Source organism: Mycobacterium terramassiliense, assembly GCF_900157385.1.
Taxonomy (GTDB): domain Bacteria; phylum Actinomycetota; class Actinomycetes; order Mycobacteriales; family Mycobacteriaceae; genus Mycobacterium; species Mycobacterium terramassiliense.
On record NZ_LT717701.1, the window covers coordinates 1,755,897 to 1,776,942 of the forward strand.

A 21,046-nucleotide genomic window follows, 5' to 3' on the forward strand; every position below is an offset into this window, starting at 1 on the left:
ATGTGACCGCACCCGAAGCAGACCTGTCCGGATGGTCGGTGGCGCCGTTCAGCGGCGGCGGCTACACCCACGACGTGTACCGCAAGGGCGCCGGCCCGGGGGTGGTGCTGATCCCCGAGATCCCCGGCATCCATCCCGGTGTGCTGGGCCTGGGTAATCACCTGGTGGACAACGGCTTCACCGTCGCCATGCCCTCCCTCTTCGGTGAGCCGGGCAAGCCGAAGACGGGTGCCTACATCCTCGGTTCGATCGCGCGGGCCTGTGTCGCAAGGGAATTCGCGGCGTTCGCCACCAACAAGCAGCGGCCGGTGTCGTTGTTTTTGCGAGCCCTGGCCCGTGACCTCAACGCGTCGACGCCGGGCAAGGGCGTCGGCGTCATCGGTCAGTGCTTCACCGGCGGCTTCGCGCTGGCCGCCGCCGTCGACGACAGCGTGCTGGCCCCGGTGCTTTCCCAGCCGTCGGTACCGCTGCCGTTGGGTCGCACGCGACGCGCCGACCCGGGGCTGAGCGAGGCCGAGCTGGCCACCGTCGCCGATCGTTGCGCCAACGACGGCCTGTGCGCGATGGGCCTGCGGTTCAGCGAGGACACCGTCTTGCCGCGGGAACGGTTCGCGACGCTCAAGGCGCGGCTCGGCGACGCGTTCGAGGTCATCGAGATCGACTCGGGTCCCGGCAACGCGGGGGGCTTCGCCAAGGGCGCGCATTCGGTGCTGACCGACGAGGTCCGCGAAGTCGACGGGCAACCCGCTTATGAGGCCCGCAAACGGGTAGTTCAGTTCCTCACCGAGCGGCTCAGTTAGGAAGTTCGAGATCATGGCGACCGACTACCGCGTGGTCGAAACCACCCACGGCCCGGTCCGGGGCGCTGACGACGGCGAGGTCAGGACCTGGAAGGGCATCCGCTACGCCGCGCCGCCCGTCGGCGACCTGCGGTTCCGGCGACCGGAGCCCCCGAAGCGCTGGGCGGAGGTCGCCGACGCCACGTCCTACGGCCCGGCCTGCCCGCAACCCGCCTTTCCCAACATGCCGCTGGATCTCGGTGCGCCGCAGGGCGAAGACTGCCTGAGCCTGAACGTCTTCGCCCCGGGAGCCACCGCGCCCGGGGACGGCAAACCGGTGATGGTGTGGCTGCACGGCGGCGCCTACGTGCTGGGGTCGGCCAGCCAGCCGCTCTACGACGCGCGGCGCCTGGTCGCCGGCGGCGACGTTGTCGTGGTGACGGTCAACTATCGGCTTGGGGCGCTGGGCTTTCTCGACCTGTCGTGCCTGAACACGGCGCGGCGCCGCTTCGACTCGAACATCGGGCTGCACGACGTGCTGGCGGCGTTGCACTGGGTGCGCGACAACATCGCGGCGTTCGGGGGTGATCCCCAAAGGGTCACGCTGTTCGGCGAATCCGCCGGCGCGGGAATCGTGACGACGCTGCTGGCCACCCCCGCGGCCGAGGGCGTGTTCGCCGGTGCGATCGCCCAAAGCTCGCCGGCCACATCGGTTTACGATCGCGGCCGGGCCGAGCGCGTCGCCGTGAGCTTCCTCCACAAGCTCGGAGTCGACCCCGCGACGTTGCCCGATGCCCCGATCGCGGCGATCCTGGCCGCGTCGCAGCGGGTGTTCGACGAAGTGCCCGTGCGCAATCCGGGCACGCTCGCGTTCGTCCCGATCGTCGACGGTGACCTGCTGCACGACTACCCGGTCAAGGTGGCGCAGGAGGGTCGCTCGCACCCGGTTCCGTTGATCATCGGCACCAACAAGCATGAGGCGGCGCTGTTCCGGCTGATGCGCTCGCCGCTGATGCCGATCACCCCGCACGCGATCACGTCGATGTTCACCCAGATCGCCGCCGAACAGCCCGACCTGCAATTGCCCAGCCAGGAGCAGATCGTGTCGGCGTACTCCGGATTACGGCGCAAGGCAAGGTTTTTGAGCATCGCGACCGACGTCGGCTTCCGGATGCCGTCGGTGTGGCTGGCCGAGGGGCACAGCAGCGTGGCGCCGGTTTACCTGTACCGGTTCGACTACTCGACCCCGTTACTGAAGCTGCTGCTGGTCAACGCGGCCCATGCCACCGAATTGCCTTACATCTGGGGCAATCTCGGGGCGCCGAAGGACCCGACCCTCAAGCTCGGCGGCGCCAAGACCGCCAAGGCGGTCTCGAAACGGGTGCGCACCAGGTGGGTCAACTTCGCCACCCACGGCAAACCCGAGGGCCCGGACGGTGAGCCGGACTGGACGCCCTACCAGGAGGCCGATCGCGCCTGCCTGCTCATCGACAAGCGCGACGCGATCGTCAACGACGTCGACGCACCCATCCGCGCGGCGTGGGGCACCCAGATGGTGAGCTTCCGCTGAGCTTCCGCTAGTGCTGGCGGCTTGTCATCGAGATTGACGCTGCCGCGAAGAATCGCGAGTGAGTCGCGCGCTAACGTCGATTTCGACGCGCAAGGTGCTACCCGCCCGCCGCCGCGGCCTTACTTTTCATCTGCTGGAACAGATCCACGTAGTACGGCAGGCATTCGGACATCGCCTTGTCGGTGGTGAACAGCGGCTCATAGCCGAGGTCGCGGCGCGCCTTGTCGATCGAGAAGTAGTTGTCCAGATACAGCCGCTCGACGGCCAGCGGCTCGAGCAAAGGCGCCGGTATCCCGAACCGGAAATGCATGCGCTGCCAGCCGGCCATCGCTGCGCGGACCAGTGGGCCGTTGACCCGCACCCGCGGCCAGTTCACCCCGCAGGCCTCCACCACCGGCCGGGCGAACTCGAACATGTTGATCGGGTCGGCGTCGTTGATGAAGTACGCCTGACCGGGCGCGGTTCCGCCGGGCACCAGGTGCTGGGCCGCCAGGATGAATCCGTGAATCAGGTTGTGCACGTAGGAGTTATCCAGCCGGGCCGACTTGCGGCCGATCAGCACCTTGACGTGACCGGCGATCACGCTTTCGAAGAGCCTGCGAAACATCGTCTGGTCGCCGCGGCCCCAGATGCCGCTGGGCCGGATCGCGCACGTCAGCATGTCGCTGACGCCGTTCTGGCTCAGGACGAATCGCTCGGCGACCACCTTGGTCTCGGTGTAGAGGTCGTTGAACCTGTCGGTGTAGGGGAGCGTCTCGTCGCCGCCGGCGATGTTCTGCCCGCCCATCACCACGCTGTTGGACGAGGTGTAGACGAACCGCTTCACTCCGGCCGCCTGCCCCGCGTGCACCAGGTTCTCGGTGCCACCGACGTTGACGGCGAAGCTGCGCTGACGGTATTCGTCGCTGACCGACGCCCCGCCCATCAGCTCGATGAGCGCGGCGGTGTGGAAGACCGTGTCGATGCCGTCCACCGCCGCCGCGCAGACGCCCGCGTCGGTGATGTCGCCCTGCAGGACCTCCAGGTGGGGGTGCTTGGGGAGCGGAAAGGGGGCGCGGTCGAAGGACCGCACCTGGTATCCGCGGTCGAGCAAGGTGGTCACCAGGTTGGCGCCGACAAATCCCGAGCCGCCGGTGACCAAAACGCGGCCCAGTTCGGTTGTCAGTGATGCATCACCCATAGTTGGCGAAGCATAGCCGAGAAAAACTGGAACCTGTTCCAAAGCTCCGGAGGCCGGTTGCGCGACACGGCCGGCCCTCAGCCTTCTTCCGGTTGGCCCGCCGCGAGCGCGTCCTCGATCCGCTGACGGGCGCCAGCTAAGTGCTGTTCGCACCGTTTCGCGAGTTCCTCGCCTCTTTCCCATAGCTTCAGCGACGCATCCAGGTCCAAGCCGCCCTGCTCGAGCAGCCGCACCACTTCGATCAGCTCGTCCCGGCAGGCTTCGTACCCAAGCTGACTAACGGGCGTAATCGGCTGCTCCTCGTTAGGGGCCATCGGTGCCTCCCTCGCTCACGGCCGCCACGGCGCCGTCGGCCACCCGTACCCGCAGCCGCGTGCCCGGGGGCGCGTCGTCGACCGAGCGCAGCACCGTGGCCGGTCCGGCATCGGGAACCGCCTGCACCACGGCGTAGCCGCGGGCCAAGGTGGCCGCGGGGCCCAGCGTGGCCAGCCGCGCGCTCAGGTGGCCGACGCGGTCGGTCTCCGCGGCGACCAGCCGCCGGATGTCGCGGCGCACCGCCGAGCGCGCGCGGTGGATTTCGTCGGCCCGCGCGCTCAGGGCCGACAGCGGTTCGGCCAGCACCGGCCGGCTGCGCAGCTGCGTCAGGGCGCGCTGCTCGCGCGACACCCAGCTGCGCAGCGCCTGGGCGCTGCGCCGGCGCAAATCGTCGATGAGCCGCTGCTCGGCGGCGGTGTCGGGCACCACCTTTTTGGCGGCGTCGGTGGGAGTGGCGGCGCGCAGGTCGGCGACCAGATCGCACAGCGGGTTGTCGGGTTCGTGGCCCACCGCGCTGATGACGGGGGTGCGGCACGCCGCGATTGCGCGGCACAGGGTTTCGTCGGAGAACGGCAGCAGGTCCTCGACGCTTCCGCCGCCGCGGGCCAGCACGATCACATCGACCTCGGGGTCGCGGTCGAGTTCACGCAGCGCCTCGACGATCTGCGCGACCGCGTTGGGCCCCTGCACGGCGGTGTTGCGCACGGCGAAACGAACCGCGGGCCAGCGGGCGCCCGCCACCGTCGTCACGTCGTGTTCGGCGGCGCTGGCCCGCCCGGTGATCAGCCCGATCGTGTTGGGCAGGAAGGGGATTGGCCGCTTGAGCCGCGGATCGAACAGACCCTCGGCATCCAGCAGGCGGCGCAGGCGGTCGATGCGCGCCAGCAGCTCGCCGACGCCGACGGCGCGAATCTCGCTGAGCCGCAACGAGAACGTGCCCCGCCCGGTGTAGAACGAGGGTTTGCCGCAGACCACCACCTGGGTGCCCTCGTCGAGTTTCACCGGCGCGTGGGCCACCAGGTCGCGCGAACACGTCACGGTCAGCGACATGTCCGCGGCCGGGTCCCGCAGCACCATGAACACCGTCTTGGCGTCGGGCCGCATCGTGATCTGGGCCAGCTGGCCCTCGACCCAGACGGTGCCCAGCCGGTCGATCCAGCCCGCGACCCGAATCGCCACCGCGCGCACCGGAAACGGGTTCTCCGCGGAGTTCGCGCCGGGATCAGTTCGGGTCACTTCGCGTTCGCGCGGGTGATCCTGTTGGCGAGCAGCGTCTGGAACGGAGCGCGGGCCTTGGTGGCCTGCTCGTAGGCCAGCAACGCCTCGAGTTCGTCGACGCTCAACGACTGCAGCCGGGCCCGCAGTTGGGCCAGCGTCAGGCTCGCGTAATTGAGTTCGGCCACCACCGCCGGTTCGGGCGCAGCCGTCTTCGCGGCCGCGGCCTTGGATTGCCGGGAAGGTTTGACGAGTGCGCTGGCGTCCTCGTGCGCTTCGGCGACCGAGTACAGCGCGAATCGTCCCTCGGCCCTGCGCTCGCCGTCGCCGCCTTCCGGCGCGGCGGCACTGGCCCCGTCGATCGCGTCATCGGGGACGTCTTCGTCGAAGGTCGCCCACTCCGGCTTCTCGTCCCTGGGCGGAAAGATCGACTCCAGGGTGCTGTCGCCCTTGATCACCAGCTCGGCCAGGTTTTGCTGAAACCGCATCACCAGGTGAGCCGCGGTGCTGACAACCGTCATGGGATACATCAGGATCGTCTTCGGCAGCTTCATCGTCTCCTCGACGGCGACCGTCGCCGCGCCGACTATCAGCCGAACTCCATACGGTGCAGTAGCCATGCGTCCAAGACTGCCTTAACCTGCGGCCAACTCCAAGCCCGCCGCCGGCCGGTACCCTCAGTGTCATGCCGCCGACTGTTGACATGGGAATTCCCGGCGCAGCCAGCTCGGTAGCCAACGACCCAGCCCGCAGGAGGGTGCTCCTGGCGGAGCCGCGTGGCTACTGCGCGGGGGTGGACCGGGCCGTCGAGACGGTGGAGCGCGCCCTGGAAAAGCACGGCGCCCCCGTCTACGTGCGCCACGAGATCGTGCACAACCGGCACGTGGTCGACACGCTGGAAAAGGCCGGGGCCGTCTTCGTCCAGGAGACCGACGAGGTCCCCGAGGGGGCCATCGTGGTGTTCTCCGCGCACGGCGTCGCGCCGACCGTCTACGCCGCAGCCGCCGAACGCAACCTGCACACCATCGACGCCACCTGCCCCCTGGTGACCAAGGTGCACAACGAAGCCAAGCGGTTCGCCAGGGACGACTACGACATCCTGCTGATCGGGCACGAGGGTCACGAGGAAGTCATCGGGACCGCGGGAGAGGCGCCCGAGCACGTGCAGCTGGTCGACGGGGTCGCCGCGGTCGCAAAGGTGACGGTCCGCGACGAGAACAAGGTGGTCTGGCTGTCGCAGACCACGCTTTCGGTCGACGAGACGATGGAAATCGTCGAGCGGCTGCGGCAGCGTTTCCCGAATCTGCAGGACCCGCCCAGCGACGACATTTGCTACGCGACCCAGAACCGGCAGGTCGCGGTGAAGGCGATGGCGCCGGAATGCGAGCTGGTGATCGTCGTCGGATCCCGCAACTCGTCGAATTCGGTGCGGTTGGTCGAGGTGGCGCTCGGCGGTGGAGCCGCCGCCGCCCACCTGGTCGACTGGGCCGACGACATCGACCCGGCGTGGTTGGAGGGCGTCACGACGGTGGGCGTCACCTCCGGCGCGTCGGTCCCCGAGGTGCTGGTGCGGGGTGTGCTGGAGCGCCTGGCCGAATGCGGCTTCGAGGTGGTGCAGCCGGTGACGACGGCCCAGGAAACCCTGGTGTTCGCGCTGCCCCGCGAAATCCGGTCGGCCCGCTAGCCTTCGTACTCCCAGGACTCCGCGGGAAACCCGCGGGGGGCGCGGCGGCGCCGCGCGGGCCCGGGATCTTCGGCCGGGCCCGAATCGCGGTACCGCACCTGTGAGATCGGGTGGTGCGTGGGGTTGGAGCCATTCCCGGTGGGGGTGGCGCGGCGCCGGCGCGGCTCGTACGGCTCGTAGGCGTCGTGGCTGTCGAAGCGGCTGCCGCGGGGCGCCGGGCGTTCGTAAGGCCGGTCGTAGGGATTGCGGCGGGTGCGCGGCTCGCGACGAGCGGCCGCGGCGGCGCCGCGGCCGCTCGTCGCGGGCGTCCCTGGGATCGCGTTCGTCGTCCAGCCCGGGTCGGGCATGCCGGGAGTGCGCGCGGCCGGGACGCTCGGGCCGATCGCCGCGCGTCGTGCGGCCGGTCCTCGAAGCGGCCTTCGGCGAGCGGCCGGGCGGGCGGGTCCGCTTCGAGCCGCCGGGCTCCGCCTCCTCCGCATCCTCGCTATCACCGAGGCCAAGAAGCGAATTCAACTTCGCGCCAAGGGCGCCGACGAAGGAGCTTCGTGTCGCCGCGGCCGCGGCGTCGTCCGTGGATTCGGTGGCCGCCGGCTGCGACTTGCCGAAATACCACCGCGCCAGGCCGATGAGCAGCACGGCGCCCGCGGTGCCCAGCATCAGCGGAAAACGCTCGATGAGCGGATAGCCGCAGTTGATCAGGAGGTCTTTCAGGTTGCCGGTTTTGCGTCCATGGAACATCCAGTAGGCGCCCGGCACCGCGCAGAAAAGAATCAGCGGGGGCTGAATGATCGCGGTGAACACGCCGTCTTGCCGCACGACCAGCACCGCGGCCACGCAGCCGGCGATATAGAAGCCCGCGAAGACGTGGGTCAAGTCCTTGTGACCGGCGTCGATCGCATAACCGACGGCCGTAGCGGTCACGGCGATGACCAGGGCCGCCCACCACGGCACGCCTGGGATGTTGGGGTGGATCGACCGGTGGCCAGCCTCGACCGCCGATCTCGCCCGCTGTTTTGGCACATGTAGACCGTACCGGGAATGGGCCGAAACGCCGGTAAAGACCTTGTTAGGGACCGCTGGCGTGCCACGGTGTCGCACACGCATGAACGCCCCGCCCCACCGCGCCCTACACTTGAATCCCCGTGAGCCTCAGCCTGGGAATCGTGGGCCTGCCGAACGTCGGCAAGTCGACGCTGTTCAACGCGCTGACCAGGAATAATGTGGTGGCGGCGAACTATCCGTTCGCGACGATCGAGCCCAACGAGGGCGTGGTTTCGCTGCCGGACCCGCGGCTGGACAAGCTGGCGGAGCTGTTCGGCTCCGAGCGCATCGTCCCGGCGCCGGTTACGTTCGTCGACATCGCCGGCCTGGTCAAGGGCGCGTCCGAGGGGGCCGGGCTGGGCAACAAGTTCCTGGCGCACATCCGCGAATGCGACGCCATCTGCCAGGTGGTGCGGGTCTTTTCCGATGACGATGTGACGCATGTGGCGGGAGAGGTCGATCCGAAATCCGACATCGAGGTCGTCGAAACCGAGTTGATCCTGGCCGACCTGCAAACGCTCGAGCGTGCGCTGCCGAGGCTGGAGAAGGAGGCGCGCACCAGCAAGGAGCGCAAACCCGTCCACGACGCCGCCGTCGCCGCGCAGGCGGTGCTGGACGGCGGCACGACGCTGTTTGCCGCGGGCACCGACGTCTCCTCGCTGCGCGAGCTGAACCTGCTGACCACCAAACCTTTCCTCTACGTCTTCAACGCCGACGAGGCGGTGCTCACCGACGCCGCGCGGGTCGCGGCGCTGCGCCAGCTCGTCGCACCGGCCGACGCGGTGTTCCTGGACGCGGCCATCGAATCCGAGTTATCCGAGCTTGACGACGAGTCGGCGGCCGAGCTGTTGGAGTCGATCGGTCAGACCGAGCGCGGCCTCGACGCGCTGGCGCGGGCGGGCTTTCACACGCTGAAGCTGCAGACCTTCCTGACGGCCGGGCCAAAAGAGTCCCGGGCGTGGGTGATTCATCAAGGCGACACCGCGCCCAAGGCGGCCGGGGTGATCCACAGCGACTTCGAGAAGGGCTTCATCAAGGCCGAGATCGTGTCCTACGACGACCTGATCGCCGCCGGATCCATGGCCGCGGCGAAGGCCGCAGGCAAGGTCCGCATGGAGGGCAAGGACTACGTCATGGCCGACGGCGACGTGGTGGAGTTCCGGCACGGGGCCACCACCAAGCCGACGCGGTAAGGCGCGTCGCGCGCTTTCCGGATCGCCGGCGGCTTCGCACCTCTCGGCATCGGGGTCCGTCGGCCCTTGAAATTCCCCCCAACCGGAGCGACGGTTGACGGGGGAGATCATTGGCCGGAGAGGAACGATGCCGACACCGCCTGGCGAGTCCGATTCCCGGGCCGCGCTCGATGAGCGCGAGCAGCTGCTCGCGCGGCGCGAGGCCGAGGTCTTGGCGCGCGAGTGGCGGGCCGACGAGCGGGATCGGGTCGCCGACGAACGCGATCGGTCGGCGGACGAGCGTGACCGGGTCGCCGGCGGACGGGACCAGGCCGCCGACGAACGGGAGCGGCGGGCGGACCAACGCGAGGGCTCGGCTGCGGAGCGTGAACTCGAGCGACTACGGCGCCAAGCCGACCGCGACGAGCGCCTGGCCGCCGATGGTCGCCTGGCGGACGCCCAAAATGCGCGCGAGCAGGCCGAGATTCGGCGTGAGATGGCCGCCAGCGAACGCCGCGACGACGAGTGATCCCGCCCCGCAGGGGACGGTGACGCCGTGGGGCCCCGCTAGGCGACGGCGGGAGCAAGAATTCCGGGCTGCCCCGAATCGCCACTCAGCCGGGTCAAGGTGAAACGGTGCGCGATGGGAATGCTGCTGTGGTCCGTATATCCGCAGGCGGCCTCGGTGCGGACGACAACCCTCGTGCCAATTCCCGTGGCGGGGTCCCAGGTCCATTCGTCGAAGCCCCGGTGCACCGACCCGTCGTTACAGCGCCACGCCGCAGGATTCGGCGGAAAGCTCGCGTGCCACAGATCGGCGTAGAACTGGGCCTGGCCGGAGGTGTTGGAAAAGCTGACTTGGGCGCAGCCGATACCGCACGGCGTGGCCTTGAATGTCAGGTCGTCGAGACTTCCATCATTGAAGTGGACGTTGTACATCCCACCGACCATCTGGTCGGCCACCACCGGGTCGGCTGACGCCGGCGCTGCGAGCGGGATCGCCACGATGCCCAGCGCGACGGTCGTCACGAAGATCGTCTTCATCAGCGTTCCTAACCGGGTAGCCCCTCCGGCAGCACGATACGATCATCTTCCCGGAAAATACAGGCCAGGAAATGGGTTTGCTGCCCACCCTGACTGAAGGGGATCGCGTCGCGCCTTCGCCGAACCCGAATGGGGAGCACTGCTTGCGCGGATTCGTGTCCAGGGGAAATCCTGGGCAGATGGCAACTGCAAAGCGGGCGAGGTCGTGGGTTCGGCGGTTTGTGAGCGCGCTGGTGGGCGGCGGGTTGGCATTGGCCGCGTTGGGGCTGAATGGCGGTCTCGACCCCGGGGCCCACGCCGCCCCGGCCCCCGCGTCCGGCAATCACTGGTGCCCGGGTGACCCGTGGGACCCGGGCTGGGGCAAGGCCTACAACTGGAACTGGAATGCCTGCCACGACTGGCAAGGTCCGGCCAACCAGGGCGGCCCGGCCGGCTGGGGTCCCTGGGGGCCCCCGCCGGGGTGGGCGCCGCCGCAGCCACCCCCACCGCCGTGGGCGCCCGGGGCCCAGCTGATGTGGAACCCGACCGTCAACGTCTGGGGGTTCTGGAACAACGGAATCTGGACCCCGGCTTAGCGCGTCGGCCGAAGCGTGCTCGGCCGAATGAGTCGTGCGGTTTGTCGGAGGTGTTGCCTAACATGCCTGGCGGCAATCACTGCGCACCAGGCACCCGGGAGGTTCCATGAAGTTCGTCTCGACCCGCATCATCACCGCTGACGTCAATCGGCTGGTCGATTTCTACGAGATGGTCACCGGGGTCGCCGCGGTGTGGGGGAACGAACTCTTCGCCGAGATCCCGACATCCGTTGGCACGCTGGCCATCGGCAGCGACAAGACTGTGCCGCTGTTCGGAGCCGGATCCGCCGAGCCGGCGGCCAACCGGAGCGCGATCGTGGAGTTCATCGTCGAGGACGTGGACGCGGAATTCGAGCGGCTCCGCGACCGCCTCGCCGAGGTCGTGACCGAGCCGACCACCATGCCGTGGGGCAACCGCGCGCTGTTGTTCCGCGATCCCGATGGAAATCTCGTCAACCTGTTCACCCCGGTCACCGACGACGCCCGGGCCAAGTTTGGACTCTGACCGGCCGCCAAGGGAATTCGAGGCGGCATCGGGACGAACCGATCCGTTAACGCATGTCGGCGTGCGCCCGCACCGATGGCGCGATCCAGTCCGTGAGGAAGCTCCGCAGTGCGTTGCCCGTGCGTGCGGGGCGCCCGGGGTCGACGATGAGCGACTGCAGCATGCGCAGCATGACCTCGACGAGCTCATCGAGCCGCTCGTCGGCGAATCCCGCTGCGGCCCAATCGACTTCGAATTTTTGCAAAATCGACCTGCCGAACGAGATCGCCATGTCCGAGGTCACCCCGGCGGTCAGGGCGCTGGCTTTGCCGGGCTGGAGCACCAGGCTGAGGTACTTGTCGTGGGCGATTTGCTCATACGTGTAAGCGATGCCTTCCACGACGGCTTGGGTGGGGTCGGTGATTGACCCCAAATGGACGGCAACCCGGTCCAGGAAGCCGTCGACGGACGACAGGGCCGCGGCACCCAGGAGCGCCTCATGGGTCGGCAAGTAGCGGTAGACGGTCTGACGGGTCACGCCGAGAGTTTGGGCGACCTCGGACACGCTCACGGTCCCGCGCTCGTCGATGGCGGTGCGCGCCGTGTCGATGATGCGAGCGACTGCTTCCTCGTCGTCCGCCGGGATGTTCCCGGCCCAGCCGTGCCGCCGCATTGCGTGATCGTCGCACAAAGCGCCCACGAAGCGGCCAGCCCTTGACAGTACAAACCATGTTGACTGTATGGTCAGACAGAGCCGACGAAGGAGACCGGGATGCTGTCGACGACCAACAGTCCGGTGCCTGGCACCGACGAGGACTTGACGCGGCGAGGCTTGCGCCACGCGCTGGATGGCACCACGGACCTGGCCGAGCGTGAGCTGAGGGTGCCGCTGCACTACTACCGCGATCCGAAGCTCACCGAGATCGAGGAGTCGCAGATTCTGCGCAGGGTGCCGTTGGCCATCGTCCCGTCGGCGCAGCTGCCGCACAAGAACGACTACGTGGTCCGCTCGGTGCTGGGCGATTCGCTGCTGGTGACCCGCGACCGGGCCGGCGCCAGCCACGTCTTGCTCAACTACTGCCGCCACCGCGGCGCGATGCCGGCGTGCGGGTCCGGCAACGCCTCGCGATTCGTCTGTCCGTATCACGCCTGGACATACCGGAACACCGGCGAGCTGTTCATGGTTCCGGGCAAGGCCGGGTTCGATTCCATGGACACCAAGGGCTACGGGTTGGTCGAACTCCCCTCGGAGGAGCGTCATGGCTTCATCTGGGCGGTGTTGGCCGCCGACGCGACCATCGACCTCGACGCGCACCTGGGCGTCCTTGGTGCCGAGTTGAAGCTGTGGAACTACGAGGCGTACGGGTACCACACGCAGCGGGAGTTCACCTCCGAGGTGTCATGGAAGGGCGCGCTGGAGGCCTTCGCCGAGGGATACCACTTTCCCTACGTCCATGGCCAGAGCCTCATCGGGCAGAACACGCTGGCCAACACGATGGTCTACGACGAGTTCGGCAAGCATCACCGCATCGGCTTCCCGTTCAACTGGATCACCAATGTGGAGACCGACCCCACCGCGCCGCGCGAACCGTCGGCGAACATGGGGGTGATCTACTGGGTGTATCCGAATCTCATCCTCGCCAATAGCCCTGTGGGCGTGGAGATTATCGACATATTGCCCGAGGGTGACCCGACGCGCTGCACGGTCCGGCACAGCTGGATGGGGCGAGTCCCGGCGACCAACGACGACCTGAGGGCAGGCTACGACGCGATCTACGAAGGGGTGCATGCCGCCGTCCGCGACGAGGACTTCGCGATGCTGCCTCAGTGCGGCGAAGGCGTCAGGCACGGGCAGCACGACCACATGATCATCGGCCGCAACGAGATTGGCGTCCAGCACATGATCAAGGTGTTCGGCCAAGAACTTGGCGTGGCGCTGCAGTGCGCCGGTGCGCCGTGATGGCCGCACCCAAGCGGCCCCGGCAGTTGGACTCCCCGCTACTGCCGGTCATTTTGAGTCACATGAGCCGGGCGCAAGTGTGGGTGTACCGCAAGACGAACGGCCGCATCGGGGGCAAGTGGCGCATCGGCGCCGGTTTTCGCAAACCGGTGCCGACGCTGCTGCTGGAACACCGCGGCCGCAAATCGGGCAGGCTGTTCACTGTCCCGCTGCTGTACCTGCGCGACGGGCAGGACCTGGTGGTGGTCGCTTCCCAAGGGGGGCTGCCAACTCACCCGCAGTGGTACCGCAATCTCGTCGCCTGCCCCGAGACGATCGCCCAAATCGGGGGTGAGCGGCGGCCGGTGCGCGCCGTGACCGCCGACGCGCGGGAGCGACGCCGCCTGTGGCCGCGCCTGGTCGAGCTCTACGCAGATTTCGATACCTACCAGAGTTGGACCGAGCGCGAGATACCCGTCGTGGTGTTGCGGCCGCGCTTGTAGGCCGGCGCGGCGAATTTCCTGTCCGGAAATTTGCTGCTTTGTCATCGAATTGGTATCGATGCGGCGAACGCCATTGCCGGCGGTGCGAATGACTTGCGCCACAAATTTTGATTCATTGTGAATGCTATTGCTAGCGTGCCTGCCCATGGTTGTACTAGCAACGTTAATGACGCTCATCAATCAGGTCTCCGGGACGCCCTATATCCCGGGCGGCGATTCTCCCGCCGGGACCGATTGCTCGGGGCTGGCTTCGTGGGTCGCCAACGCGGCGTCCGATAGGCCGGTCTTCGGCAGCAGGTTCAACACCGGCAACGAGGAGGCGGCGCTGTTGGCGCGTGGCTTCCAATACGGGACCGCTCCCAACGCCGTGGTGATCGGCTGGAACGGTGGCCACACGGCGGTGACCCTGCCGGACGGCACCTCGGTGTCCAGCGGGGAACGTGGCGGTGTGCACATCGGCGGTCCCGGCGCCTACCAGGCCGGATTCACCCACCACATGTTCCTGCCGCTACCGGATGGCGACGGTGCGGTGCCGCCGCCGCCCGACGCGCCGCCCCCACCGGCGGGCGCGCCGCCGCCCGGCGGCCCGGGAATTGCGAATACGTAACGAATTGAATCGCGTTCGATTCGTTTATCGAAAAACATTTCGTAATTTCGTCACGATTGTGAACTGACGCCGCATGGCCGGGAATTGTGGGCTACGTCACTGCGCCCTTGCGCGGAAGTTCAATACCAAGGATTTGCCTAGGCGTCAACGAGGACGCCTAGGCAAAACTTTGCTGTAGCCTGGATTTGGTGAGCGCTCGGGCGCGGCACGTATGCTGGCGCTGCCGGGGAGCTGCAAGCCAAGGTGGGGAGCGGGCGTGATCTTCATAGTCGTCAAGTTCGAGACCAAACCCGAGTGGACCGATCGCTGGCCGCAATTGGTTGCCCCGTTCACGGCCGCAACCCGCGCCGAGGAGGGCAACCTGTGGTTCGAGTGGTCGCGCAGCCTGGACAACCCGGCGGAGTACGTGCTCGTGGAGGCCTTCCGGGATGCTGACGCCGGAGGCGTTCACGTCAACAGCGATCACTTCAAGCGGGCGATGCGCGAGCTCCCGCAGGCGCTGAGGTCCACCCCCAAGATCATCAACCAAACCCTCGACGCCGCGGGGTGGTCCGAGATGGGGGAGATGTCGGTCGGTTAGCCTAGGGCAACCGAGATTTCGTGGCCCAGCTGATAACCAGGTGCAAGCGGAAGCGTGTCGCCGCTCCAGAACGAACCCGGGTCGAACCAGTTCGAGTACTTCTCCGTGGACAGCAACCCCATCTCCTCATAGGTGATGGCCACCGTCTCCGCGCAGTACGCGGCTTCCAGGCCGCCGCGCTGGCGCGCCTTGCGCCGCCGCGTCGACTCCCGAACCTTGCTGTCCACGACGGGAATTCCGCGTATCCAGTCGTACGCGGTCGGCAGCCGGCCGCGCAACCACCGCCCGGTCAGCCGAGCCGTGGTCGGAAACGCGGTGCCGTCCATCCGCGCAATGACCCGCAACAGCCTGTTCTCCTGTTCGCGGCTGGCGTAGGGCGTCAGCTGGCGCAGCCAGCACCGCTGGTGGTAGCGCTCCATCCATTGCTGGGCCGCTTCGCGAAGATCGTTGAGCTGCACGCCGCGGTGGTTGGTGCCCGTCCACACGTCGAGAAGTTTGTCGCCCAGTTCGGCGTGCCACATCAGCGGCGGCAGGTCGTCGATGGCCACCGTCATCCCGACGTGGTTCACCGGACTGTTCGTCAGGGTCTGGATGGCTCGGTCGGGTCCCGAACTGCCCCGGAACAACCAGATGTCTCCGGTCCGGGTTTCGTTCACGGCCTGGTCCAGGGTCGGCATGCGAGCCAGCTTACGAACGCCGAAGAACTTCGCGCGCGACCCGGCGCGCGCTGACGGCCGCCGGGTAACCCGCGTAGCCCGTCATGTGGTAGATCGCCTCTTCGATCTCCTCCAGGCTCAACCCGTTGTGCCGTGCGATCTGGAAATGGAGCTTCAGTTCGTCGCCGGCCCGCAGGGCGATGAGCGCGCCGAGGGTCACCAGGCTGCGGGAGCGCCGATCGAGGCCGGGCCGCGTCCATAATGCGCCGAAAACATGATCGAGGCTCATGTCACCGAGTTCGTCGGCGACGCCGCCGTCGCTCAGGCCGGTGGCGCCGTCCGGGACCACGCCGGGCAACATCTCCTTGAGCGCATCGAGGCCCCGGGCACGGGTGTCAACCATCGTTGTCTGCCTTTCGTTTTCGTGGTTCGCGGGATATCTGGTAGTCGATGTAGGCGTCCCAGTCGTCGACGCGGCGGCGCAGCTCCTCGACCACACCGGCGTGGGTGGGCACGAAGAACCGGTTGTGCAGGATCGCCTCGGCGACCTGCTCGCCGACGGGTGCCGGGTCGAGCAGCTCGAACTGCTCGCCGGGAATCCGCAGCGGCGCCCCGCCGCCGAATGTCGGCACGGCGGCGGCGATGTTGGTCAGCACCGGCCCCGGGCACAGCAGGGTGACGCCGATGTTCTTGGGCCGCAGATAAATTGCCAGGCCCTCGCTGATCTGCACGATGGCGGCCTTGGTGGCGGCATACGGCAGGCGGTCGTAGGAATAGGTGAAAAGCCCGGCGAAGGAGGCGGTGTTGACCACATGGCCGCTGCCCTGATCGAGCAACAGCGGCAGGAAGGCGGCGTTGCTGCGCACCACCGACATCAGGTTGATGTCGAGAATGCGTTGCCACTCGGTCACCGGGATGTCTTCGGGAAGGCCGTTCGTCAGCACGCCGACGTTGTTCACCACGACGTCGACCCGGCCGAATCTCCGCAGCGCCGCGTCCCGAATCCCGTCGAAGGCAACCGGATCCGAGACGTCGGCGGGCGCAACGAGCACGCCCGCGTCGGGCAGATCGCCGGCGACGGTCGCCAGGCGGGCGTCGTCGATGTCGACGGCCACGATGTGTGCGCCGCGGCCGGCGAGCGCGCAGGCGATGGCGCGGCCGATGCCGCTGCCCGCTCCGGTGACGACGGCGACCTTGTCGCGAAGGGTGTCCATTGCGGTAATAGCCTGTCAACCATGCGCAGCGTTTGGAAGTGGATCGGCCTGGCCGGTGTCGCGGGCGTCGTCGCCGGGGGAGTGCTGGTCGCCCGCGACCAACGCAAGCGACGCGCTTATACCGCCGACGAGATCCGCGCGCGGCTGCATCAGCGGCTGGCCGAATCCGATGGGGAGCGGTTTCAGTCCGAGTCCGGGTCGGCCTCGGGCTCGACGGCGAACAAGCGGTAGCTGCCCGAAAACCCTTTCAGCTCGACGTCGCGGCCCTCGTCGAACCGGATGCCTTGCAGCTCCGGGCGGTCGGCGACGGCGTCGCGCACCGGTTCGCTCACCAGGATCTGGCCACCGGTCGCTTCCGCGGCGACCCGCGCGGCCATCGCGACGTTGCGCCCGAACAGATCGTCCCCGCGTCGCACCGAACGGCCCATGTGGATGCCGATGCGCACCCGAATTTCCTCACCGCGCTTGCGTTTTGCGTCCTTGCGCAGCGCCTGCTGGACGTCGATGCCGCACCGCACCGCCTCTTCGGCACGCGCGAAGGCGATCATGTAGCCGTCCCCCTGGCTCTTCACAACGTGCCCCGAGCGCTGCCGCACCAGTCCCGAAATCAGCTTGTCGTGCGAGCCGATCAGCTTGACCCAGGCGCGATCGCCGATGCGCTCGTTGAGCGCGGTGGACTCCTCGATGTCGGTGAACAGGATCACCACCCGGCCGTCCGGGGTGACGCGGGCCAGGTCGGGCCGCTCGACCTCGGCCCAGTCGGCGAGGTCCTCGATCGAGCTGCGCACCGCGGCGCCGAAGCCCTCCTTGCGCATCAGGTTGGCCGCGTTCCACACCCGTTTGACGGCCTCGCGACCGCCCGTCAGCAGCTGGGTCCGGGGGTCGGTCCGGTGCGCCAACTCCTCGATCTCGCGGCGGCTGCGCACCAGCAGGACCGAGAGAATGGCGATCGCGCCCGCTTCGACCGCGGCGATTCCGGTCAGGACGTAGAGCGCGATATGCAGGACGTCGATTGCGTGCGAACCCACGCTTGGCATCCTGCCAAAGGCCGCGGTGGATTCAGGTTGTCGGGCCTGGTTGCGGTGTCTAGTGTTGAGGTCGACCGCCGCGGGTAGTGATTCTCCAGAGCCAATCAGGTTATTTCGGGAGGTGCGGGCTTGGCCGACGGCGGCGACAGTTCTTCAAACCTGCTGGTGATCTTCGGCATTACCGGCGATCTGGCCCGCAAGATGACGTACCGAGCCCTGTACCGGCTCGAGTCGCGCAGCCTGCTCAAGAGCCCGATCATCGGTGTGGCCAGTGACGACATGTCGGTCGAGCAGGTGGCCGAGCGGGCGCGCGATGCCATCAAGGCGTCCGGCGAGAACCTCGACGACGCGGTGTTCGACCGGCTGGCGGACCGGTTGTCCTACCTGCACGGCGACGTCACAGATCCCGAGCTGTACAAAGAGCTCGCCAAGCGGGTCGGCAAGGACTGCCGCCCGCTGTACTACCTGGAGATGCCGCCGTCGCTGTTCGCGCCCATCGTCGAGAACCTTGCGAAAGTGGACCTGCTGGAGCGCGCGCGCGTCGCGGTGGAAAAGCCGTTCGGCCACGACCTGGCCTCCGCGCGAGACCTGAACGCCCGGCTGCGCGCGGTCCTCGACGAGGACCAAATCCTGCGTGTGGACCACTTTTTGGGCAAGCAGCCCGTCGAGGAACTGCAGTACCTGCGCTTCGCCAACAACGGCCTGGCCAAGCTGTGGGACCGGGACAGCATTTCCGAGATCCACATCAGCATGGCCGAGGACTTCGGGATCGAGGACCGCGGCAAGTTCTACGACGTGGTGGGTGCGCTGCGTGACGTGGTGCAAAACCATCTGCTGCAGGTGCTCGCGCTGGTGGCGATGGAGCCGCCGGTCGGCCCGAGCGACGACGACCTGAACGACAAGAAGGCCGAGGTGTTCCGGGCGATGCCGGCGCTGGACCCGCAGCGCTGCGTGCGTGGGCAATACCGCGGCTACACCGACGTCGCCGGGGTGGCGAAGGATTCGAAAACCGAGACCTACATCGCGCTGCGGACCGAAATCGACAACTGGCGGTGGGCCGGGGTGCCGATCTTCCTGCGCGCCGGCAAGGCGCTGCCCGAAAGGGTCACCGAGGTCCGGATGTTCCTCCATCACGTGCCCGGGTTTTCGTTTCTGCCCAACCGCCGCCCGCCCGAGCCCAACCAGATCGTGCTGCGCATCGACCCCGACCCCGGGATGCGCCTGCAGCTGTCCGCCCAGGCCGGTGACTCCTGGCACGACGTCCACCTCGACTCGTCCTTCGCCGAAGACCTCGGCGAGGCCGTCCGGCCCTACGAACGGCTCCTCTACGCCGCGTTCACCGGCGATCGCCAGCTCTTCGCCCGGGAGGACGCCATCGAGGAAACCTGGCGGATCGTGCAGCCGGTGCTGGACAAGCCGGGCCGCGTCCATCACTACGAACCCGGCTCCTGGGGACCCGAGGCCGCGCAGTCGCTGCTGCACGGCCACCACAGTTGGCAGGAACCGTGGCTGCCCCACACCAAGCAGGCGAAAGACTAAGGAGACGGGACACGATGCAGCTAGGGATGATCGGCCTGGGCCGCATGGGCGCGAATATCGTGCGGCGGGTTGCCAAGGGCGGCCACGAGTGCGTGGTGTATGACCACAGCGCCGACGCGGTCAAGGCGATGGCCGGCGAGGACAACACGACCGGGGTGTCCTCGCTGCAGGAGCTCGCCGAGAAACTCTCCACCCCGCGGGTGGTCTGGGTGATGGTGCCGGCCGGGACCATCACCACAGGAGTCATCGAGGAGCTGGCCGACACGCTGGAGGCCGGGGACATCGTCATCGACGGCGGCAACTCCTACTACCGCGACGACATAAAGCACGCAAAGACCCTGTCCGACAAGGGAATTCACTTGCTCGACTGCGGCACCAGCGGCGGGGTGTGGGGCCGCGAGCGCGGCTACTGCCTGATGATCGGCGGCCACGAGGAGGCGTTCGCCCACGCGGAGCCGATCTTCGCCACCGTCGCGCCGGGGGTGGACGCGGCGCCGCGCACGCCCGGGCGCGACGGCGAGGTCGCGCAAGCGGAAAAGGGCTATCTGCACTGCGGCCCGTCCGGGGCGGGGCACTTCGTGAAGATGGTGCACAACGGGATCGAGTACGGGATGATGGCCTCGCTGGCCGAGGGCCTGAACATCTTGCGCAATGCCGACATCGGCAAGGACGTGCAAGAGGGCGACGCCGAAACCGCGCCGCTGTCCAACCCGGAGTTCTATCAGTACACGTTCGACATCCCCGACGTCGCCGAGGTGTGGCGCCGCGGCAGCGTCATCGGGTCGTGGTTGCTGGACCTGACCGCGATCGCGCTGCACGAATCGCCCGATCTGAAGGAATTCTCCGGGCGGGTCTCCGACTCCGGGGAGGGCCGCTGGACCGCCATCGCGGCCATCGACGAGGGCGTCCCGTCGCCGGTGCTGACCACCGCGCTGCAGTCCCGCTTCGCCAGCCGTCAGCTCGACGACTTCGCCAACAAGGCGCTGTCGGCGATGCGCAAGCAGTTCGGCGGGCACGCCGAAAAGCCGGCCAATTAACCTCGCTCGACGAAGGCCACTACGGCCTCGCTGAACGCGTCGTTGTCGTCGCCGGCGGCGGTGTGCCCGGCGTTGGACAGCTCGACGAACTCGGCCCGCGGCACCTGGGTCAGGAAATGCTCGACGCCTTCGGGGCTGACCACGTCCGACAGCTTTCCGCGAATCAACAGCACCGGGATCGTCAGGCTGGCCGCGGCATGCTCGAATTTTTCGGTGCGCAGCTCCGGGTCGTCGCCGGGCTTGGTCATGAACGCCGGGTCCCAGTGCCAAAACCAGCGCCCGTCGCGCAGCCGCAGGTTCTTCTTCAGCCCCTCGGGGCTGCGCGGCTTTTTCCGGTAGGGCAGATAGGCGGCGACGGCGTCGGCGGCCTGTTCCAGCGTTTCGAACCCGTCGAGGCCGCTGAACATGAAATCGCGGATGCGGGCGCTGCCGCCCTTTTCGAAGCGGGGCACCACGTCGACGAGCACCAACTGCGTCACCCGGTCGGGCCCGGCGCGGTCGGCGGCGAGGATGCCGGTCAGCCCGCCCATGCTGGCGCCGATGATCGCCACGGGCCGGCCGATGGCATCCAGCACGTGCATCACGTCCGCCGTCAGCGTCTCGACGTCGTAGTCGGCATCGGGCGCGCGGTCGCTGTCGCCGTGACCCCGGGAGTCCAGGGCCACGACGTGAAATCCGTCGTCGGCCAGGATCTGGCCGGTGTTCTTCCAGGAAAACCTGTTCTGGCCGCCGCCGTGCAACATCAGAATCGTGGGCCGGTCTGCCGCCGCGGCCGAGCCACGGTTCCACTCGTCGGCTACCAGGGTGATCCCGTTGTGGCCGGAAAATTCGACCGTCTGATTGCTGCTGCTCACGGCACTCACGGGCGTCCTCTTTCGTAGATG

General features: G+C 67.9%; 24 protein-coding genes and 2 pseudogenes. 14 read left to right on the forward strand and 12 right to left on the reverse strand.

The genetic code is table 11. The annotated features are described in order from the left end of the window. Positions 1-2: 2 nt before the first annotated feature. Both MTAB308_RS23080 and MTAB308_RS23085 read left to right on the forward strand, forming a co-directional pair. The gene (locus MTAB308_RS23080) at positions 3-800 is read left to right on the forward strand and encodes a dienelactone hydrolase family protein (protein WP_077102478.1); all 798 of its coding nucleotides are present in this window, start codon (positions 3-5) and stop codon (positions 798-800) included. A 13-nt stretch (positions 801-813) separates the two neighbouring features. Beyond that, entirely contained in the window at positions 814-2,349 is a 1,536-nt protein-coding gene (locus tag MTAB308_RS23085) for a carboxylesterase/lipase family protein (RefSeq protein ID WP_077102480.1), read from the forward strand. Between the two features lie 97 nt (positions 2,350-2,446). Here MTAB308_RS23085 and MTAB308_RS23090 read toward each other — a convergent pair whose 3' ends face one another. From MTAB308_RS23090 to MTAB308_RS23105, 4 genes are all read right to left on the reverse strand, one after another. Then, positions 2,447-3,529, reverse strand: a complete 1,083-nt coding sequence (locus tag MTAB308_RS23090) for a 3-beta-hydroxysteroid dehydrogenase (RefSeq protein WP_077102482.1) — start codon at positions 3,527-3,529, stop codon at positions 2,447-2,449. Positions 3,530-3,606: 77 nt separating this feature from the next. Then, positions 3,607-3,843, reverse strand: coding sequence for an exodeoxyribonuclease VII small subunit (locus MTAB308_RS23095; RefSeq protein ID WP_077102484.1), 237 nt, complete (start codon positions 3,841-3,843; stop codon positions 3,607-3,609). After that, positions 3,833-5,080, reverse strand: coding sequence for an exodeoxyribonuclease VII large subunit (gene xseA, locus MTAB308_RS23100; RefSeq protein WP_077102486.1), 1,248 nt, complete (start codon positions 5,078-5,080; stop codon positions 3,833-3,835). The genes MTAB308_RS23095 and xseA overlap by 11 nt, the downstream gene beginning before the upstream one ends. Further along, positions 5,077-5,679 (reverse strand): lipid droplet-associated protein, encoded by a 603-nt coding sequence (locus MTAB308_RS23105; protein ID WP_077102488.1) that lies wholly within the window; start codon positions 5,677-5,679, stop codon positions 5,077-5,079. Before MTAB308_RS23105 ends, xseA begins: the two co-directional genes overlap by 4 nt. Before the next feature lie 65 nt (positions 5,680-5,744). Between MTAB308_RS23105 and MTAB308_RS23110 the strand changes: the two genes are divergently transcribed. After that, on the forward strand, positions 5,745-6,743 hold the full coding sequence (locus tag MTAB308_RS23110) for a 4-hydroxy-3-methylbut-2-enyl diphosphate reductase (protein ID WP_077102491.1): 999 nt from the start codon (positions 5,745-5,747) through the stop codon (positions 6,741-6,743). On the opposite strand, the pseudogene MTAB308_RS23115 reads toward MTAB308_RS23110, so the two are convergent. Next, positions 6,740-7,763: pseudogene (locus MTAB308_RS23115) on the reverse strand (DUF6542 domain-containing protein). The gene MTAB308_RS23110 and the pseudogene MTAB308_RS23115 overlap by 4 nt on opposite strands. A 122-nt stretch (positions 7,764-7,885) precedes the next feature. On the opposite strand from MTAB308_RS23115, the gene ychF reads away from it, so the two are divergent. After that, positions 7,886-8,977, forward strand: a complete 1,092-nt coding sequence (ychF, locus tag MTAB308_RS23120) for a redox-regulated ATPase YchF (protein ID WP_077102493.1) — start codon at positions 7,886-7,888, stop codon at positions 8,975-8,977. A gap of 127 nt (positions 8,978-9,104) precedes the next feature. After that, positions 9,105-9,485, forward strand: a complete 381-nt coding sequence (locus MTAB308_RS23125; RefSeq protein WP_077102495.1) for a hypothetical protein — start codon at positions 9,105-9,107, stop codon at positions 9,483-9,485. 38 nt (positions 9,486-9,523) lie between these two features. Here MTAB308_RS23125 and MTAB308_RS23130 read toward each other — a convergent pair whose 3' ends face one another. Continuing rightward, positions 9,524-10,000, reverse strand: a complete 477-nt coding sequence (locus tag MTAB308_RS23130) for a hypothetical protein (RefSeq protein ID WP_077102497.1) — start codon at positions 9,998-10,000, stop codon at positions 9,524-9,526. Positions 10,001-10,179: 179 nt separating this feature from the next. Between MTAB308_RS23130 and MTAB308_RS23135 the strand changes: the two genes are divergently transcribed. Continuing rightward, positions 10,180-10,575 carry an Mtp family mycobacterial-type pilin gene (locus MTAB308_RS23135; RefSeq protein ID WP_077102499.1) on the forward strand — a complete coding sequence of 132 codons (396 nt, stop codon included), beginning with the start codon at positions 10,180-10,182 and terminating at the stop codon, positions 10,573-10,575. Positions 10,576-10,681: 106 nt separating this feature from the next. Beyond that, a complete protein-coding gene (locus MTAB308_RS23140) occupies positions 10,682-11,080 on the forward strand; it encodes a VOC family protein (RefSeq protein WP_077102502.1) in 399 nt (132 codons plus the stop codon). A 46-nt stretch (positions 11,081-11,126) separates the two neighbouring features. On the opposite strand, the gene MTAB308_RS23145 is transcribed toward MTAB308_RS23140, so the two are convergent. After that, positions 11,127-11,732: a TetR/AcrR family transcriptional regulator gene (locus MTAB308_RS23145; protein WP_077102505.1), complete on the reverse strand. Its 606-nt coding sequence runs from the start codon at positions 11,730-11,732 to the stop codon at positions 11,127-11,129. A gap of 102 nt (positions 11,733-11,834) precedes the next feature. Between MTAB308_RS23145 and MTAB308_RS23150 the strand changes: the two genes are divergently transcribed. From MTAB308_RS23150 to MTAB308_RS23165, 4 genes and pseudogenes are all read left to right on the forward strand, one after another. Next, the gene (locus MTAB308_RS23150; protein WP_077104697.1) at positions 11,835-13,019 is read left to right on the forward strand and encodes an aromatic ring-hydroxylating oxygenase subunit alpha; all 1,185 of its coding nucleotides are present in this window, start codon (positions 11,835-11,837) and stop codon (positions 13,017-13,019) included. After that, positions 13,019-13,501, forward strand: a complete 483-nt coding sequence (locus MTAB308_RS23155) for a nitroreductase family deazaflavin-dependent oxidoreductase (RefSeq protein WP_077104699.1) — start codon at positions 13,019-13,021, stop codon at positions 13,499-13,501. Before MTAB308_RS23150 ends, MTAB308_RS23155 begins: the two co-directional genes overlap by 1 nt. 121 nt (positions 13,502-13,622) lie before the next feature. Beyond that, positions 13,623-14,054 (forward strand): annotated as a pseudogene (locus MTAB308_RS23160) (peptidoglycan endopeptidase); the annotation flags it as partial. A 310-nt stretch (positions 14,055-14,364) separates the two neighbouring features. Continuing rightward, positions 14,365-14,688 carry a putative quinol monooxygenase gene (locus MTAB308_RS23165; protein WP_077104701.1) on the forward strand — a complete coding sequence of 108 codons (324 nt, stop codon included), beginning with the start codon at positions 14,365-14,367 and terminating at the stop codon, positions 14,686-14,688. Here MTAB308_RS23165 and MTAB308_RS23170 read toward each other — a convergent pair. From MTAB308_RS23170 to MTAB308_RS23180, 3 genes are read right to left on the reverse strand one after another with little or no spacing between them, the layout of a single operon-like run. Continuing rightward, positions 14,685-15,365: a guanylate cyclase gene (locus MTAB308_RS23170; protein ID WP_077102509.1), complete on the reverse strand. Its 681-nt coding sequence runs from the start codon at positions 15,363-15,365 to the stop codon at positions 14,685-14,687. The genes MTAB308_RS23165 and MTAB308_RS23170 overlap by 4 nt on opposite strands. A gap of 10 nt (positions 15,366-15,375) precedes the next feature. Then, on the reverse strand, positions 15,376-15,747 hold the full coding sequence (locus tag MTAB308_RS23175) for a carboxymuconolactone decarboxylase family protein (protein ID WP_077102511.1): 372 nt from the start codon (positions 15,745-15,747) through the stop codon (positions 15,376-15,378). Continuing rightward, complete coding sequence (locus MTAB308_RS23180; protein WP_077102513.1) at positions 15,740-16,558, reverse strand: SDR family oxidoreductase; 819 nt, start codon at positions 16,556-16,558, stop codon at positions 15,740-15,742. Before MTAB308_RS23180 ends, MTAB308_RS23175 begins: the two co-directional genes overlap by 8 nt. A 21-nt stretch (positions 16,559-16,579) precedes the next feature. Between MTAB308_RS23180 and MTAB308_RS23185 the strand changes: the two genes are divergently transcribed. Continuing rightward, entirely contained in the window at positions 16,580-16,789 is a 210-nt protein-coding gene (locus MTAB308_RS23185; RefSeq protein WP_077102515.1) for a hypothetical protein, read from the forward strand. Here the strand turns inward: MTAB308_RS23185 and MTAB308_RS23190 are convergent. Further along, positions 16,741-17,586, reverse strand: a complete 846-nt coding sequence (locus tag MTAB308_RS23190; RefSeq protein ID WP_245831477.1) for an adenylate/guanylate cyclase domain-containing protein — start codon at positions 17,584-17,586, stop codon at positions 16,741-16,743. The genes MTAB308_RS23185 and MTAB308_RS23190 overlap by 49 nt on opposite strands. A gap of 129 nt (positions 17,587-17,715) precedes the next feature. On the opposite strand from MTAB308_RS23190, the gene MTAB308_RS23195 reads away from it, so the two are divergent. Both MTAB308_RS23195 and gnd read left to right on the forward strand, forming a co-directional pair. Continuing rightward, positions 17,716-19,125: a glucose-6-phosphate dehydrogenase gene (locus tag MTAB308_RS23195; protein ID WP_077102519.1), complete on the forward strand. Its 1,410-nt coding sequence runs from the start codon at positions 17,716-17,718 to the stop codon at positions 19,123-19,125. Positions 19,126-19,139: 14 nt separating this feature from the next. After that, on the forward strand, positions 19,140-20,162 hold the full coding sequence (gnd, locus tag MTAB308_RS23200; protein WP_077102521.1) for a phosphogluconate dehydrogenase (NAD(+)-dependent, decarboxylating): 1,023 nt from the start codon (positions 19,140-19,142) through the stop codon (positions 20,160-20,162). Here gnd and MTAB308_RS23205 read toward each other — a convergent pair. Continuing rightward, entirely contained in the window at positions 20,159-21,025 is an 867-nt protein-coding gene (locus MTAB308_RS23205; RefSeq protein WP_077102524.1) for an alpha/beta fold hydrolase, read from the reverse strand. The genes gnd and MTAB308_RS23205 overlap by 4 nt on opposite strands. Positions 21,026-21,046 lie beyond the last annotated feature (21 nt).

Bases quoted from the DNA above. Each gene is read 5' to 3' on its own strand.
- MTAB308_RS23085 (WP_077102480.1), top strand. From the start codon at position 814: ATGGCGACCGACTACCGCGTGGTCGAAACCACCCACGGCCCGGTCCGG.
- MTAB308_RS23090 (WP_077102482.1), bottom strand. From the start codon at position 3,529: ATGGGTGATGCATCACTGACAACCGAACTGGGCCGCGTTTTGGTCACC.
- MTAB308_RS23095 (WP_077102484.1), bottom strand. From the start codon at position 3,843: ATGGCCCCTAACGAGGAGCAGCCGATTACGCCCGTTAGTCAGCTTGGG.
- MTAB308_RS23105 (WP_077102488.1), bottom strand. From the start codon at position 5,679: ATGGCTACTGCACCGTATGGAGTTCGGCTGATAGTCGGCGCGGCGACG.
- MTAB308_RS23110 (WP_077102491.1), top strand. From the start codon at position 5,745: ATGCCGCCGACTGTTGACATGGGAATTCCCGGCGCAGCCAGCTCGGTA.
- MTAB308_RS23125 (WP_077102495.1), top strand. From the start codon at position 9,105: ATGCCGACACCGCCTGGCGAGTCCGATTCCCGGGCCGCGCTCGATGAG.
- MTAB308_RS23130 (WP_077102497.1), bottom strand. From the start codon at position 10,000: ATGAAGACGATCTTCGTGACGACCGTCGCGCTGGGCATCGTGGCGATC.
- MTAB308_RS23135 (WP_077102499.1), top strand. From the start codon at position 10,180: ATGGCAACTGCAAAGCGGGCGAGGTCGTGGGTTCGGCGGTTTGTGAGC.
- MTAB308_RS23140 (WP_077102502.1), top strand. From the start codon at position 10,682: ATGAAGTTCGTCTCGACCCGCATCATCACCGCTGACGTCAATCGGCTG.
- MTAB308_RS23145 (WP_077102505.1), bottom strand. From the start codon at position 11,732: ATGCGGCGGCACGGCTGGGCCGGGAACATCCCGGCGGACGACGAGGAA.
- MTAB308_RS23155 (WP_077104699.1), top strand. From the start codon at position 13,019: ATGGCCGCACCCAAGCGGCCCCGGCAGTTGGACTCCCCGCTACTGCCG.
- MTAB308_RS23170 (WP_077102509.1), bottom strand. From the start codon at position 15,365: ATGCCGACCCTGGACCAGGCCGTGAACGAAACCCGGACCGGAGACATC.
- MTAB308_RS23175 (WP_077102511.1), bottom strand. From the start codon at position 15,747: ATGGTTGACACCCGTGCCCGGGGCCTCGATGCGCTCAAGGAGATGTTG.
- MTAB308_RS23180 (WP_077102513.1), bottom strand. From the start codon at position 16,558: ATGGACACCCTTCGCGACAAGGTCGCCGTCGTCACCGGAGCGGGCAGC.
- MTAB308_RS23185 (WP_077102515.1), top strand. From the start codon at position 16,580: ATGCGCAGCGTTTGGAAGTGGATCGGCCTGGCCGGTGTCGCGGGCGTC.
- gnd (WP_077102521.1), top strand. From the start codon at position 19,140: ATGCAGCTAGGGATGATCGGCCTGGGCCGCATGGGCGCGAATATCGTG.